The organism is Pseudoxanthomonas sp. 68-E7 (genome assembly GCF_057773145.1).
Genome location: NZ_JBYMTI010000006.1, coordinates 68654 through 83228, shown reverse-complemented (window position 1 = coordinate 83228; position 14575 = coordinate 68654). Strand labels below are relative to the sequence as shown.

General features: G+C 67.6%; 13 protein-coding genes. 3 read left to right on the top strand and 10 right to left on the bottom strand.

Features of this window, described 5'->3' with window-relative positions:
* Nucleotides 1–125 precede the first annotated feature (125 nt).
* The 5 genes from AC3DE2_RS15230 to AC3DE2_RS15210 all read right to left on the bottom strand — a co-directional run bounded on the left by AC3DE2_RS15230 (nt 126) and on the right by AC3DE2_RS15210 (nt 5569).
* Nucleotides 126–1196 carry a sulfate/molybdate ABC transporter ATP-binding protein gene (locus tag AC3DE2_RS15230; protein ID WP_295382104.1) on the bottom strand — a complete coding sequence of 357 codons (1071 nt, stop codon included), beginning with the start codon at nt 1194–1196 and terminating at the stop codon, nt 126–128.
* Nucleotides 1197–1205: 9 nt separating this feature from the next.
* Nucleotides 1206–2120, bottom strand: coding sequence for a sulfate ABC transporter permease subunit CysW (gene cysW, locus AC3DE2_RS15225; RefSeq protein ID WP_295382109.1), 915 nt, complete (start codon nt 2118–2120; stop codon nt 1206–1208).
* Between the two features lie 41 nt (nt 2121–2161).
* On the bottom strand, nt 2162–3022 hold the full coding sequence (gene cysT, locus AC3DE2_RS15220) for a sulfate ABC transporter permease subunit CysT (protein WP_488426893.1): 861 nt from the start codon (nt 3020–3022) through the stop codon (nt 2162–2164).
* Between the two features lie 64 nt (nt 3023–3086).
* The gene (locus tag AC3DE2_RS15215) at nt 3087–4106 is read right to left on the bottom strand and encodes a sulfate ABC transporter substrate-binding protein (RefSeq protein WP_488426892.1); all 1020 of its coding nucleotides are present in this window, start codon (nt 4104–4106) and stop codon (nt 3087–3089) included.
* Between the two features lie 14 nt (nt 4107–4120).
* Complete coding sequence (locus tag AC3DE2_RS15210) at nt 4121–5569, bottom strand: OprO/OprP family phosphate-selective porin (RefSeq protein ID WP_488426890.1); 1449 nt, start codon at nt 5567–5569, stop codon at nt 4121–4123.
* 191 nt (nt 5570–5760) lie between these two features.
* Between AC3DE2_RS15210 and kbl the strand changes: the two genes are divergently transcribed.
* Nucleotides 5761–6960 carry a glycine C-acetyltransferase gene (gene kbl / locus AC3DE2_RS15205; protein WP_295382094.1) on the top strand — a complete coding sequence of 400 codons (1200 nt, stop codon included), beginning with the start codon at nt 5761–5763 and terminating at the stop codon, nt 6958–6960.
* A 132-nt stretch (nt 6961–7092) separates the two neighbouring features.
* On the opposite strand, the gene AC3DE2_RS15200 is transcribed toward kbl, so the two are convergent.
* From AC3DE2_RS15200 to AC3DE2_RS15185, 4 genes are all read right to left on the bottom strand, one after another.
* Nucleotides 7093–7878: a pseudouridine synthase gene (locus tag AC3DE2_RS15200; protein WP_295382092.1), complete on the bottom strand. Its 786-nt coding sequence runs from the start codon at nt 7876–7878 to the stop codon at nt 7093–7095.
* A 23-nt stretch (nt 7879–7901) separates the two neighbouring features.
* Complete coding sequence (locus AC3DE2_RS15195; RefSeq protein ID WP_295382090.1) at nt 7902–8408, bottom strand: hypothetical protein; 507 nt, start codon at nt 8406–8408, stop codon at nt 7902–7904.
* A 213-nt stretch (nt 8409–8621) separates the two neighbouring features.
* Nucleotides 8622–9716: an OmpA family protein gene (locus tag AC3DE2_RS15190; RefSeq protein WP_295382089.1), complete on the bottom strand. Its 1095-nt coding sequence runs from the start codon at nt 9714–9716 to the stop codon at nt 8622–8624.
* Between the two features lie 201 nt (nt 9717–9917).
* Nucleotides 9918–11369, bottom strand: a complete 1452-nt coding sequence (locus AC3DE2_RS15185; RefSeq protein WP_488426887.1) for a bifunctional 2-methylcitrate dehydratase/aconitate hydratase — start codon at nt 11367–11369, stop codon at nt 9918–9920.
* Nucleotides 11370–11504: 135 nt separating this feature from the next.
* On the opposite strand from AC3DE2_RS15185, the gene AC3DE2_RS15180 reads away from it, so the two are divergent.
* Nucleotides 11505–12302 (top strand): dioxygenase family protein, encoded by a 798-nt coding sequence (locus AC3DE2_RS15180; protein WP_488426885.1) that lies wholly within the window; start codon nt 11505–11507, stop codon nt 12300–12302.
* 27 nt (nt 12303–12329) lie between these two features.
* Here the strand turns inward: AC3DE2_RS15180 and AC3DE2_RS15175 are convergent, their stop codons facing one another.
* Entirely contained in the window at nt 12330–13259 is a 930-nt protein-coding gene (locus tag AC3DE2_RS15175) for a LysR family transcriptional regulator (protein WP_295382083.1), read from the bottom strand.
* A gap of 94 nt (nt 13260–13353) precedes the next feature.
* Between AC3DE2_RS15175 and AC3DE2_RS15170 the strand changes: the two genes are divergently transcribed.
* Nucleotides 13354–14565, top strand: coding sequence for an MFS transporter (locus tag AC3DE2_RS15170; RefSeq protein WP_488427092.1), 1212 nt, complete (start codon nt 13354–13356; stop codon nt 14563–14565).
* Nucleotides 14566–14575 lie beyond the last annotated feature (10 nt).

Here is a 14575-nt window from a genome sequence, read left to right as displayed (position 1 = left end):
CAGGTTGGTATCGGCTGATGGATCGCGCAGGCCGGTCCCACTCCGACCTTGGACACGTGCGACACGCCACGTGTTTACGGTTTTTTAACCGTTAGCCGGATACTGCGCTGCAACAATCGCCGTCGTCAAGTGCCCGCAGCGCCCTCCCCCCAGCCTGCCTGCACCGGAAACCAGCCGAACCGCGCCGGCACCAGATGCACCGGCTGTCCTGCCTCGTGCGCCTGCCCATGGGCCGGCAATTCCACCTCCACTTCCTGCCTGGAGCCGGCCAATTGCGCACGTAGCCGCACGCGCGGCCCGCTGCGCTGGCCCGACAGCACCGTGGCCGGCCAGCCCAGCCCGGTGGGGTCGATGCGCAGATCTTCCGGACGCACGAACAGCTCCGCCGCCCCATCGCCACGCGCGTGCCCGGGTGCCGGCAGCACCCCGCCTTCGGCGTGCAGTTCTCCCCCGCGCCACTGCGCCGGCAGCCGGTTCACCGCCCCCACGAAGGAATAGATGAAGGGCGAGGCCGGCGCGTCGTAGACCTCGGCCGGTGTGCCGACCTGTTCCAGCCGGCCGGCGTTGAGGATCGCGACCCGATCGGCCAGTTCGAGCGCTTCTTCCTGGTCGTGGGTGACGAACAGGGTGGTCAACCCGGTGCGATCATGCAGTTCGCGCAGCCAGCGGCGCAGATCCCGGCGAACCTGCGCGTCGAGCGCGCCAAACGGTTCGTCCAGCAGCAGCACGCGCGGCTCGATCGCCAGCGCGCGCGCCAATGCCACGCGCTGCCGCTGTCCGCCGGACAACTGCGCCGGATAGCGCGCGGCCAGCCCTTCCAGCTGCACCAGCGCCAGCAGTTCTTCGACGCGGGCGCGGATGCGCGCCTCCGGCCAGCGCTGCGCGCCGCGCCGCACCCGCAGGCCGAAAGCGATGTTGTCGGCGACATCGAGATGGCGGAACAGTGCGTAGTGCTGGAACACGAAGCCGGCCCGGCGCGCCTGCACGCTCAGGCCGGCCGCGTCCTCGCCGTCCAGCAGCACCCGTCCGCGATCGGCATGTTCCAGGCCGGCGATGATCCGCAGCAGCGTGGTCTTGCCGGAACCGGAGGGCCCCAGCAGGGCCAGCAGTTCACCCTGCCGCACCTCCAACTGGATGTCCTCCAGCGCGGCGTAGCTGCCGAACTGCTTGCCCACGTGTTCGATGGTGATGCCCATGACTCTGCCTCAATGCCGGTGATTGGCGGCCAGCGCCTCGCCGTGGCGCCATTCCAGGTATGACTTCAGGACGAGCGTCAGCAGCGCGGACAAGGCCAGCAGCGAAGCGGCGGCGAACGCGGCGCTGTAGGCGTACTCGTTGTAGAGGATTTCCACGTGCAGCGGCAGCGTGTTGGTGCGCCCGCGGATATGACCGGACACCACCGACACCGCGCCGAATTCGCCCATCGCGCGCGCGCTGCACAGCAGCACGCCGTATAGCAGCGCCCAGCGGATATTCGGCAGGGTCACCCGCCAGAACGCCTGCCAGCCGCTGGCGCCCAGGCTCAGCGCGGCCAGCTCCTCGTCGGTGCCCTGCTGCTCCATCAAGGGCATCAGCTCGCGGGCGATGAAGGGAAAGGTGACGAAGATCGTCGCCAGCACGATGCCCGGCAGCGCGAAGATGATCTTCGGCAACTGCAGCGTCACTTCGCCCAGCAGCGGCAGCGAAAGACGCCAGCCCTCGTCGATGAGCGGCCAGGCCCAGCCCTGCGCGCCGAAGATGAGCACGAAGATCAGGCCCGCCACCACCGGTGACACCGCGAACGGCAGATCGATCAGGGTGACCAGCCAGCGCTTGCCGGGGAATTCGTGCTTGCTGACCACCCACGCCGCCGCCACGCCGAACACCAGGTTCAGCGGCACCACGATCGCGGTGACCAGCAGGGTCAGGCGGATCGCCGCCAGTGCGTCCGGTTCGCTGATGGCGGTCAGGAAAGCGATCCAGCCGCCGCGCAGGGCTTCGACGAACACCAGCAGCAGCGGCAGCAACAGGAACGCCAGCAGGAAGGCCAGCGCACCGGCGACCAGCAATGCCTGCGCCCAGCCCGGTTCGGTGATGGCCGAATGCGGCCGGCGCACCGCGCGCCCGGGAACATCGGCCAGGGAATCGTGCGGCAACGGGATCACGGCGGATATGGCCTCGCTCACCCCTGGCTCCGCGCGGTCCGCGCCAGCCGTGATTGCAGACTGTTGATCGCCAGCAGCAATACGAACGACAGCAGCAGCATGGCCGCGGCGATTGCGGTCGCGCCGGCGTAATCGAACTCCTCCAGCTTGATGGTGATCAGCAGCGGCGCGATCTCGGATACGCCGGGCAGATTGCCGGCAATGAAGATCACCGAGCCGTATTCGCCCACGCCGCGCGCGAACGCCAGCGCGAAGCCGGCCAGCACCGCCGGCCAGAGGCCGGGCAACACCACCCGGCGGATGGTCTGCCAGCGGTTCGCGCCCAGTGTCGCGGCGGCTTCCTCGAGTTCGCGTTCGGTCTCGGCCAGCACCGGCTGCACCACTCGCACCACGAACGGCAGGCCGATGAACACCAGTGCCACGGTGATGCCCAGGGGCGTGTACGCCACTTTCAATCCCGCCGCCTCCAGCCAGCGCCCCAGCCAGCCGGTCGGACCATACAGCGCGGTCAGCGCGATGCCCGCCACCGCGGTCGGCAGCGCGAACGGCAGATCGATCATCGCGTCGAACAGGCGCTTGCCCGGGAATCGATAGCGCACGAACACCCACGCCACCCACGTCCCCATCACCGCGTTGAACGCCGCCGCCGCCAGTGCGGTACCAAAGCTCACCCATAGCGCCGACAGCACGCGCGGCTCGGTCCAGATCCGCCACAATCCATCCAGCCTCAGGCCGCTTGCCTTGACGAACACGCCCACCAGCGGAATCAGCACGATCAGGCCCAGCCAGGCCAGGGTATAGCCGAGGCTGAGGCCGAAGCCGGGCAGGATCCGGCGGCGGCGTCCCGTCGCGGGCCGGGCGTCAATCACCGCGGCCATTCATGGCCTCCACGTGCGAACGGAGCGCCGCGAAAACTGCCTTGACGCATGCCCGGCCATCCGCTCACTTCGCCTGGATCTGGTCGAACACGCCGCCATCGGCGAAGTGCGTGGCCTGTGCCTTGGCCCAGGAACCGAACACCTTGTCGATGGTCACCAGTTCCAGCTCGGGAAAGCGCGCCACATCCGCGGGCGCCGCGTACTGCGGGTAGCGCGGCCGGTAGTAGTGCTTGGCCGCCAACCGCTGCCCGGTCGGCGAATACAGGAATTGCAGATAGGCCTGCGCGGCCTCGCGGGTCCCGTGCTTGTCGACGTTCCGGTCGACCAGCGCCACCGGCGGTTCGGCCAGGATCGACAGCGACGGCACGACGATATCGAACTTGTCCGGCCCCAGTTCCTCGATCGACAGGAACGCCTCGTTCTCCCACGCCAGCAGCACGTCGCCGATGCCACGCTGGACGAAGGTGGTGGTGGCGCCGCGCGCACCGGTGTCCAGCACCGGCACGTTGCGGAACAGCGCGCGCACGAAATTTCGGGTCTTGGCCTCGTCGCCCTTGAAGATCTTCAGGCCATAGGCCCACGCGGCCAGGTAGTTCCAGCGCGCGCCGCCGGAGGTCTTCGGATTCGGCGTGATCACCGCCGTGCCCGGCTTCAACAGGTCGGCCCAGTCCTTGATCTTCTTGGGATTGCCCTTGCGCACCAGGAACACGATGGTGGATGTGTACGGCGCGCTGTTCTCGGGCAGACGCGACTGCCAATTGGCCGGGAACAGGCGTGAGCGCTGGGCGATGGAGTCCACGTCGTAGGCCAATGCCAGCGTCACCACGTCGGCCTCCAGGCCGTCGATGACCGCGCGGGCCTGCTTGCCGGAGCCGCCGTGCGAGGTCTCGATCTCGACCTTCTGGCCCTTCTTCTGCTGCCACTCCCTGGCGAAGGCGGCATTGAACTCGCGGTAGAACTCGCGGGTGGGATCGTAGGAAACGTTCAGCAACTTCACGTCGCGCGCGCCGGCCGCGGTGGCCACGGTCAATCCGAAGGCGATCAGCAGGGTGCGCAGATGGCGTCGCAGGGAATGCTTTTTCATGGGAGTCTCCGGAATCAGAAGGCCACCTGCAGGCGCGAGAAGATCGCCTTCTCGTCCTCGCGGTCGGCGGCGTTGGTGGCGCCGCCCTTGAAGGTGGTGTCCAGGTAGTTGAAGACCAGCTTGAGATTGCTGGTGAGGTACCAGTTCAGGCCGAGCGTCCAGTTGCGTGCCTGGCGCGCCGAAGCCGCGGCGTCGGCGAACAGCGGGAAGGCGTCGTCGTCGATGTCGAGCGCGCCATAGCGGGCGATCAGTTCGAACGCACCCCAACCCTCCTCGCCCGGCCGGAACGGCCGCGATGGTTTCACCACGCCGCGATAGCCGGCGTCCTCGCCGGTCAGCACCCACTGCGCGGTGGCCTGCCAGGCCGTGTTCTCCAGCGTGTCTTGCCGCCCCGCGTTCGCGCCACTGGCGACCACCACCTCCTGGCGCGACTGGATGTACTCGCCCAGCAATCCAAATCTTCCGCGGTAGTAGTACGCCTGCGGCGACAGCCGGAAGTGCTCGCCGTCGGCGTTCACCGCCGAACGGTAGGCGAAGAACTGCACCTGTCCCGGCGTGCGGTAGCGCGGCAGGAAATTGTTGCCCGCGCCGCGCTTGTCACCGATGCTTGCGCCCAGTCCGAAGCCGAGGCCGGACAATGCGTTCGCATCGTTGCGGAAGGGCTCGAAGAACACCCGGCCGGCATACTCGAATTCATTGTCGGGATTGCTGGTGACCGCGTCACGGCCATCTACCGTGCCGTTGAACACGCCCAATGCGTAGCTGAAGCGTCCGTCGGCCACTTCACCCTGCAGCTGCACGCCGATGTCGCGGTTGGGCGCCAGCTCGCTGGGCAGCGAACGTTCCACCGCTGACAGCGCCGAGGAGGATTGCAGCCGCTCCAGTCCCACCGGCGAGGTGAACTTGCCCACCCGCAGCGTGTACGCGGGACTGAAACGCAGATCGACGTAGGCGTCGACGATGCTGGCGTTGTCGCCGGCGAACTCGGGCGTCAAGCGGAAGCCCACCAGCTTGCCCAGCGAGCCTTCGATGGTCGGCCGCGCGGTGCGCAGGAGGAAGGTGTCGTTCTGGGCCGGTGCGTGGTCGTCGAGGAAGAAGCGGCCATCGCCCTGGACCAGTCCGCGCAGGCGGATCTCGTAGTCGCCGCCGGCCGACTTGAACGAGGCGCCCTTGTCGTTGATCGCGATGACCGGCGCGTCCTTGGCCTTGGCCACCTGCTCCTCCTGCTGCAGTTCCAGGCGCCGCTCCAGTACCCGCAGGCGCTGGTCCAGATCCGCCAGGCCGACCTCGCCGCCACCGTCGCCGGCATCGGCCGCGGCCGTGCCGCCGAGGCGGCGTTCCAGCGCTTCCAGGCGCTGCTGCAGTTCCTCCACCGTGGGCTTGTGCTGTTGCGCGACCGCCGGCAGGGCCAGCGAACACAGCAGCGCGGCTGCCAGCCGCGTGAGCCGCCTGTTCGTCCGCACCGCCTGCCCGTGTCCGCGCATCGCAAGGTTCCCCGTCTGTGGTCTTTCGACCGGAACCGTTGATGCTGCGGATGCACATTGCCGCCGGGAAATGACTTGAGGACCGGACCTTATGCCGCATCGGCATGACGCCGGCCGATACGCGGCGTAGCCCGCTAAAATGGCCGCCTTCCTCCTTCCCCGAGCCGTCCATGTCCGAATCGCTGACCGCCCGCTACGCCGCCGAGCTGGAGAACCTGCAGGCGCAGGGCCTGTTCAAGTCCGAACGCATCATCACCAGCCCGCAGTCGGCGGAGATCACCCTGGCCGATGGACGCACGGTGCTGAACTTCTGCGCCAACAACTACCTCGGCCTGGCCGATCACCCGGACGTGATCGCCGCGGCCAAGCAGGCCCTGGACAGCCATGGCTTCGGCATGGCCTCGGTGCGCTTCATCTGCGGCACCCAGGATCTGCACAAGCAACTGGAAAAGACGATCGCCGATTTCTTCGGCACCGAGGACACCATCCTCTACGCCGCCTGCTTCGACGCCAACGGTGGCCTGTTCGAGCCGCTGCTGGACGAGAACGACGCGATCATCTCCGATGCGCTCAACCACGCCTCGATCATCGATGGCGTGCGCCTGTGCAAGGCCAAGCGGTTCCGCTATGCCAATTGCGACATGGAGGATCTGGAAGCGCAGTTGCAGGCCGCCGACGCCGCCGGTTGCCGGACCAAGCTGATCACCACCGACGGCGTGTTCTCGATGGACGGCTTCATCGCCCCGCTCGACGAGATCACCGCGCTGGCGAAAAAGTACAACGCGCTGGTGCACATCGACGAATGCCACGCCACCGGCTTCCTCGGCGCCACCGGCCGTGGCTCGGCCGAGGTGAAGGGCGTGCTGGATCGCATCGACATCTTCACCGGCACCCTGGGCAAGGCGATGGGCGGCGCACTCGGCGGCTTCACCACCGCGAAGAAGGAAGTGATCGAGCTGCTGCGCCAGCGTTCGCGTCCCTACCTGTTCTCCAACTCGCTGCCGCCGCACGTCGTGGCCGCCGGCATCAAGGCGTTCGAGATGTTGTCCTCGGCCGGCGATCTGCGCGTGCAGTTGCAGGAAAACACCCGCCATTTCCGCGAGCGCATGGGCGCCGCCGGCTTCGATATCAAGCCCGGCGTGCATCCGATCTGTCCGGTGATGCTGTACGACGCGCCGCTGGCCCAGCGTTTCGCCGCGCGCCTGCTGGAAGAAGGCATCTATGCAATCGGTTTCTTCTTCCCCGTCGTCGGCAAGGGCCAGGCACGCATCCGCACCCAGATGAGCGCCGCGCATACCCGCGAGCACCTGGACCGCGCGATCGACGCCTTCGCCCGCATCGGTCGCGAACTGGGCGTAGTGAAGGGCTGAGGCTGGCCGGGACAGGTTTGTCCGACCCGGGCACCGCATCCGAACAACGGAGCACGCTCGGCTCTGCGCAATCCGGCAGAGCCGAGCTTGCGCGGGTAAACACTCCCTGCAAGCCGCGGGGCAGGTTCCGGTTTACGACAGCGCGGCGACTTCGTCCGCGCTCAGCGCACGCCAGGCGCCCTTCGCCAGGTCACCCAGCGGCAGCGGGCCGATCGCGGTCCGCACCAGCCGCAGCACCTGGATGTCGAAGGCTTCCAGCAGGCGGCGTATCTGCCGATTGCGGCCCTCGTCCAGTTGGATTTCCAGCCAGGCGTTCTTCTCGCCGGCACGCAGCAGCAGCGCCGACTTCGCCCGCAGTGTTTCGCCACCGCTGTCCACGCCCTGCATCAGGCGCGCCAGAAGTGGAGCATCGGGAATGCAGTTGACCTGGACGTGATAGGTCTTGTCCGGGCCGCGTCCGGGATCGGTGATCGCCGCGGCCCATCCGGGGTCATTGGTGAACAGCAGCAGCCCTTCACTTGCCTTGTCCAGGCGTCCCACCGGCCCCAGCCAGGGCAAACCGGCGCCCTCGAAGCAGCGATACACCGTATCGCGATCGTGTTCGTCGCTGGCCGTGGTCAGCAGGCCGCGCGGCTTGTTGAGCATCAGGTAGAGACGTTCACCGGCGCCGACCGGATGGCCATCGACGCTGATGCGATGCCTGCCCTGGATCACCGGGAACTCGGGATCCCCGACAATCCGTCCATCCACGCCGACCCGTCCCGCCTGGACCCAGCGGGTGGCTTCGCTGCGGGAACAGACACCCAGCTTGGAGAGGACGCGCGCCACCCCATGGCGAGGCGGCAGGCCCGAGCTCCCGGCGGAAACGCCGGTCGCGGTGCGCGGACGCGCGCGGGCGCCATGGACAGGACGGGCCATGGCCGCCGGCGCGGGAGCGGGATTTACTTCTTGGCTTCAGGTGCCGCGGCGGCCGGCGCGACCGGCGCGGGCGCGGTGGTGGCGCCGCCAGCGCCCTTGGCCACGCGCACGCCACGCGCCTTCATCCAGGCGTCGAACTCTTCGGCGGTCATGCGCTTGCCATTCTGGTTCATATCGAACCGCCACGGTGTGTTGTCGAACTGGGTCTTCGGCTTGTAGCCCGAAGGATCGTTGGCGTTGGCCGTCGCCGCCGGCGCCGGCATCGCCTTGGCGACGTTCTGGCAACCTTCGATGCGCAGGCGCATCAGCACCCGATCAACCGACATCGCCTCGTCCAGCGCCTGGGTCAGCACGCCGCTGGGCGCGCCCAGTTGCGACACCGTGGGCGTGAATTCGGAAGCCACCGGCTCCAGCACGGTCGGACGCACCGGCAACGGCGGCTGCACCAGGCTGCCATTGCAGTTCTGGGCGGCGTTCGCGGCGGGGATGGCGACAAGACCGGCCAGACCGGCAAGAAGAAAATGGCGCATGCGGATACCCCGGCAATCGAACGAGTCCGCAGTGTAAGAAGCACCGTCCGTGATATCAAGGAAAGCCTCACCTGTTCCCGCCAAGTGGTTGACGCTTCTGTGGCTAAGCTCACGAATGCGTACCGGATGAGCCTGCTCCGCCGTTCTCCATCCGCCCAAAAACAAAGCCCGGCACGAGGCCGGGCTTTGCGTGTTGCGGGAAGCGACGTCCGATTAGTTCTGGACGTTCAGTTCCGTACGACGGTTGCGCGCACGGCCTTCCTTGGTGTCGTTGGTGTCGATCGGACGGCTCTCGCCGTAGCCGTTCGGGCCAATCAGACGCGAAGCGTCAACACCGTTGCTGGTCAGGTACTCGTACACGGCCTTGGCGCGACGCTCCGACAGCTTCTGGTTGTAGGCATCGGTACCGACGGAGTCGGTGTGACCGGCGACTTCAACCTTCAGGTCGGGGTAACGCTTCAGGATTTCGACGGCCTCGCCCAGGATGGCGACCGCGTCCGGACGCAGCACCGACTTGTCGAAGTCGAAGTTCACGCCCTTCAGGTCGATCGAAACCGGCACCGGGCAGCCGTCCGGACCGATGGTCTGGCCAGCCTGCGAACCGGGGCACTTGTCGTCGCAATTGTTGACGCCGTCGCCGTCGTCATCCAGGTCGGCGCAGCTCGGCGCCGGCGCCGGCGGAGCCGGGGGGGCCGGCGGAGCGGCTTCCGGACCCAGCGGGATGATGATGCCGACCGAAGCCAGCAGATCGGCGAAATCGTCGCCATCGTCAACCGAACCGTCGTACGACGGGCCGATGGCCTGATCGTCGAAATCGATGCGGTAGGCGAGTTCGGTGCGGACGCCGACGCGGCCCAGCTTGGCCTGGATACCACCACCCAGCTTGGCGGCGAAGTTGTTGTCCTTGCGCTCACCCGGCGAGTTCGCGTTCGGGAACGCGTCGAACTCTTCTTCCGAGCGCTGCAGGCCGAGGCCGGCCAGCAGGTACGGATGCCAGTTGCGATCCGACAGCCAGAAGTGGCGACGCAGGTCCAGCGAGATGCCGTACTGGCTCCAGTTCAGGTTGACGTTCCTTTCGAACTGGGTGTTCTGGTAGTTGATTTCACCATCCAGCGACCAGTTCGGGCTGATGAACTTGCCCAGACCGATGGCACCGAACGGAGCATCGTCGGTGTTGCGGTCGTTGTCCTGGACGTTGATGCCAGCGGAACCGGTCAGGTACCAACGGTCATCGAACTCCTGGGCGGAAGCGGCTTGCGCCAGGCTCAGACCGCTCAGCAGCGCGGCACAAAGCAGTTTCTTGTTCATTTGCAGCTCCTTGTCTAAATCAGCAGTTGTAGAAAAACCGAAGTGCTTAACTCGCGTTTTTTCCAGCTTTCTTATCGTTGTCCGGACGGCTGTCAACGCGCGCCATCCTGAACAGATTATGCGGAAGGAAGTGAAGACAGCGTTAACGGTACCATAACAAGTCCGATCCGCCAAGGAAACCGGCGCGTCCCTGCAGGCAATTCATGCCACCCGGCAGAGCCCCATCAGGTCGTCCACCGCCAGCCTGTCCAGTCGCTCCGGAACCGCCGCCAGCTCCAGCAGCCGGTCGGCCTGCGCCGCCGGCAGGTGCCCCCGCAGGGCGGCTTCGCACTTGGCCATCAACAGGGGAATCCCTTCGGCGCGTCGGCGCCGATGGCCGACAGGGTAATCGATCGCGACCCGCCCGGACCGGCTCCCGTCGGTGAAGAACACCTGGACCGCGTTGCCGATGAAGCGCCGCCCGGGATCCAGGTAGTCCCGGGTGAATTGCGGATTTTCCTTCACGATCATCAGGTTGCGCAGCCGTTCGATGCGCGGATCGGCGGCCCGGGGATCTCCGTAGTCCTGCGCTTCCAACTGCCCGAAGATCAAGGGCACCGCCACCATGTACTGGAGGCAGTGGTCGCGATCGGCGTGGTTGGTCAGCGGTCCGGTCTTGTCGATGATCCGGCGTCCCGCTTCCTGGGTTTCGATGACCACCCGCTCCACCTGTTCCAGCCGGGGCGCCACCTGGGGGTGCAGGCGCAGGGCGCATTCCACCGCAGTCTGGGCGTGGAACTCGGCCGGGTGACTGATCTTGAACAGGATGTTCTCCATTACATAGCTTTCGAACGGCCGCTCGAAGCGGAACGGCTGGCCGCCGAAGGCCACGTCGTAGAAGCCCCAGTCCCGCGCACTCAGGGCACTGGGGTAGCCGGTTTCGCCCCGCACCGCGTCCAGCGCGTGGATGACCGCCCTGCGACAGGCGTCCCCGGCCGCCCAGCTCTTGCGCGGACCGGTGTTCGGCGCATGGCGGTAGGTCCGCAGGGCGCCATTGTCGATCCAGCTGTTGGAGAGGGCGTTGACGATCTGTTCCCTGCCGCCGCCCAGCATATGCGTCGCCAGGGCGGTGGAGGCCAGCCGGACCAGGATGACGTGGTCCAGGCCGACCCGGTTGAATGAATTCAGCAGCGCATAGCCCCCCTGGATCTCGTGCGCCTTGATGGCGAATCCCAGCAGATCGCGCACCGTCAATGGCGTGCGTCCCTCGCGACGCGCCTTGCGGCTCAGGTAGTCTCCGAGCGACAGCAGGGTTCCCAGGTTGTCGGAGGGATGGCCCCATTCGGCAGCCAGCCAGGTGTCGTTGAAATCCAGCCAGCGGACCTGGGTGCCGATCGCGAACGCCGCCTGCGCCGGATCCAGTTCGTGCGACGTCCCCGGTATCCGCACGCCGCCGTCCATCCCGGCCCCCGGCACCAACGGCCCCAGGTGGCGAACGCATTCGGGAAACTTCATCGCCAGCATCGCGCAGGCCAGCGAATCCAGCAGTACCCACCGTGCCGTTTCGTAGGCCTCGCCGGAATCGATGCGGTAGTCGACCACGTAGTCGGCCACCGCGACCATTGGCGGATCGGGATCCGGGCGTAGCGCCGAACGGAGATCGTCCTGGCCCATATAGCCTCCTGCGATGACGGCCGGACCATCTTGCCAGAGGTCGCGCACGGGAACGCGATGGCGTTCCGGCGCCGCAACACATCGGTGTGCCGGCACCTATTGGCGGAGGCTCCGGGCTGGCCCATGCTGGGTGTCATGGATACTCCCGCCGCCCTGCCCGCCGTCTTCCTGTCGCACGGTTCGCCGATGCTGGCGATCGAGGATTCACCCACCGGCCGTTTCCTGGATCGGCTGGGCGAACTGCTGCCGCGACCGCGCGCCATCGTGGTGGCCTCGGCGCATTTCATGGCGCCGGTCACCACCGTCACCGCGACCGCCGCGCCGCGCACCATCCACGACTTCGGCGGCTTCCCCGCGCCGCTGTATGACATCCGTTATCCCGCGCAGGGATCGCCCGCGCTGGCCGGGACCGTGGCCGAACTGTTGCGTGACGCCGGCATCGAAGCCACGCAGGATGATCAGCACGGTATCGATCACGGAGTCTGGGTTCCCCTGCGAAGGATGTACCCGCAAGCCGACATTCCGGTGGTCGCGCTGTCGGTGAATCCGGACGGTGACGCCGAGGAACACTATCGCGTCGGCCGTGCGCTCGTGCCACTGCGCGCCGATGGCGTCCTGGTGGTGGGTTCGGGCGGGTTTTCGCACAACCTGCGCGCGCTCGACTGGCGCCATCCCGATGCCGCCGAGTTCCCCTGGGTCGCCGCCTTCACCGATGCGCTGCGCGCGAAGCTGGAAACCGGCGATACCGCCGGCGCGCTGGACTGGCGCGCCTTGCCGGAGGCCCTGCGCAATCATCCGACCCAGGAACACCTGTATCCGCTGTATGTCGCCCTCGGTGCGGGCGGCGAAAGTGCGCATGCACGGCTGCTGCACCGGGACGTGGAAATGGCGGGTCTGGCCCTGGACGCCTTCGCCTTCGATACCTGGACCTGAGCGGGTACAGCCGATCCAACCACCGGTTCAACCGGCGGGCAGCGCCAATCCCTGTTCCCACGGCGGGTTCTCGCCGAACCGGACCGCCAGCAGATCCACGAACGCGCGCACCCGCGGCGGCACCAGGCGCCGCTGCGGCATCACCGCGCTGATCGCGGTGGTCGCCGGCGGATACATCGGCAACACCACCTCCAGCCGGCCGGCGCGCAGGTCCTCGGCGATATGCCAGAGCGAGTGCACCGCGATGCCTTCGCCCGCGACTGCGGCATCACGCAGCAGTTCGCCGAAATTGCTCTCGTAGCGTCCATTGACCCGCACCGCGACTTCCTGTCCCTGCGGGTCCTGCAATCGCCAGACGTCCTGCCGTCCCTGGCTGCCGACCAGCAGCAGGCATTCGTGCGTGGCCAGTTGTTCCGGGTGCAGCGGACGTCCGCGGCGCCGCAGGTACTCCGGCGAGGCGCACAGCACCCGCCGGTTGGGCGCGATGCGGCGCGCGACCAGGCCGGAGTCTTCCAGCGCGCCGATGCGGATGGCCAGGTCGAAGCCTTCGCTGACCAGATCCACCACCTGGTCGCTCAGGTGCACCGCCATCCGCAGCTTTGGATGCGCGGCCAGGAACGCCGGCAGCAGCGGCGAAACGTACTGGCGGCCGAACGACGCCGACAGGGTCACCCGCAGGGTGCCGGCGACCTCGGTGGCCGCCTCGCGCAACCCGGCGCCGAGCGATTCCAGGTCCTCCACCAGCACCCGCCCCCGCTGGGCCAGCGCGGCGCCCTCCGGGGTGGGGTGCAGGCGGCGGGTGGTCCGGTGCAGCAGGCGCACGCCCAGTTCGCGCTCCAGCCGCTTCAGCCGCTGGCTGGCGACCGCCACCGACAGATCCAGGCTGTGGGCCGCGGCGGTGATCGACCCGAGGTCGAGCACGCGCAGGAACAGGGTGAGGTCGCCGACCCGATCCATGATTATCAACCAATCATTGATAGTGATTCGGCATATTCGCGCTTTTTCACGAATTGGGAAAGGACCAGAGTGCGCGTCTCCTCTCCGCCACCGGATCCCCGCCGTGACCACCGCTTCCCGTCCGCGCATGCCGATTGCGCTGTACGCCCTGACCGCCGGGGCGTTCGGCATCGGTACCACCGAGTTCGTCATCATGGGCCTGCTGATGCAGGTCGCCACCGACCTGCACGTCTCCATCGCCGCCGCCGGCCTGCTGATTTCCGGCTATGCGCTTGGCGTGTTCGCCGGCGCGCCGCTGCTGACCGCGGCCACCAGCCGGATGCCGCGCAAGGCGGTGCTGGTGGCGCTGATGATCATCTTCACCCTTGGCAACCTGGCCTGCGCCGTCGCGCCGGACTACACCACGCTGATGATCGCGCGGGTGATCACCTCGCTGGCCCATGGCACGTTCTTCGGCGTGGGCGCGGTGGTCGCCACCGGCCTGGTGGCCGAGGATCGCAAGGCCTCCGCGATCTCGATCATGTTCACCGGCCTGACCGTGGCGACCCTGCTCGGCGTGCCCGCCGGCGCGTGGCTGGGCCTGCAGCTCGGCTGGCGCGCCACGTTCTGGGCGGTGACCGCCATCGGCGTGCTGGCCACCGTGGTGATCGCCACCCTGGTGCCGTCCGATCGCGGCGACGCCACGCCGATCGCGTTCCGCGAGGAACTGCGCGCGATCGCGCAACCGCAGGTGCTGCTGGGCCTGCTGATGACCGTGCTGGGTTTTGGCGGCATGTTCACCGTCTACACCTACATCCAGCCGCTGCTGACCCAGGTCACCGGTTTCGCCGACGCGGCGGTATCGCCCATCCTGCTGGTGTTCGGCGTGGGCATGATCGCCGGCAACCTGCTGGGCGGACGCTTCGCCGACCGTCGCCTGCAACCGGCCCTGCTGGGCACGCTGATCGCGCTGGCGCTGGTGATGGGCCTGATGAGTTTCGCGCTGCACAGCCGCTGGGCGATGGTGCTGTTCACCGGCCTGCTCGGCGCCGCCGCGTTCGCCACCGTCTCGCCGCTGCAATTGTGGGTGCTGCAGAAGGCCGGTGCGGCGCAGAGCCTGGCCTCCAGCCTGAACATCGGCGCCTTCAACCTCGGCAATGCGATGGGCGCGTGGTTGGGCGGCGTGGTCATCGCCCACGGCGCCGGTCTATCGGCGCTGACCTGGGTCGGTGCGGTGGTGCCGCTGTCCGCCTTCGCGGTGGCACTGTGGAGCATCGCGCTGGAGCGCCGCAACGCACCCGCGTTGCAAGCCGGCGAGTGCGCCTGAGCCGTCCACG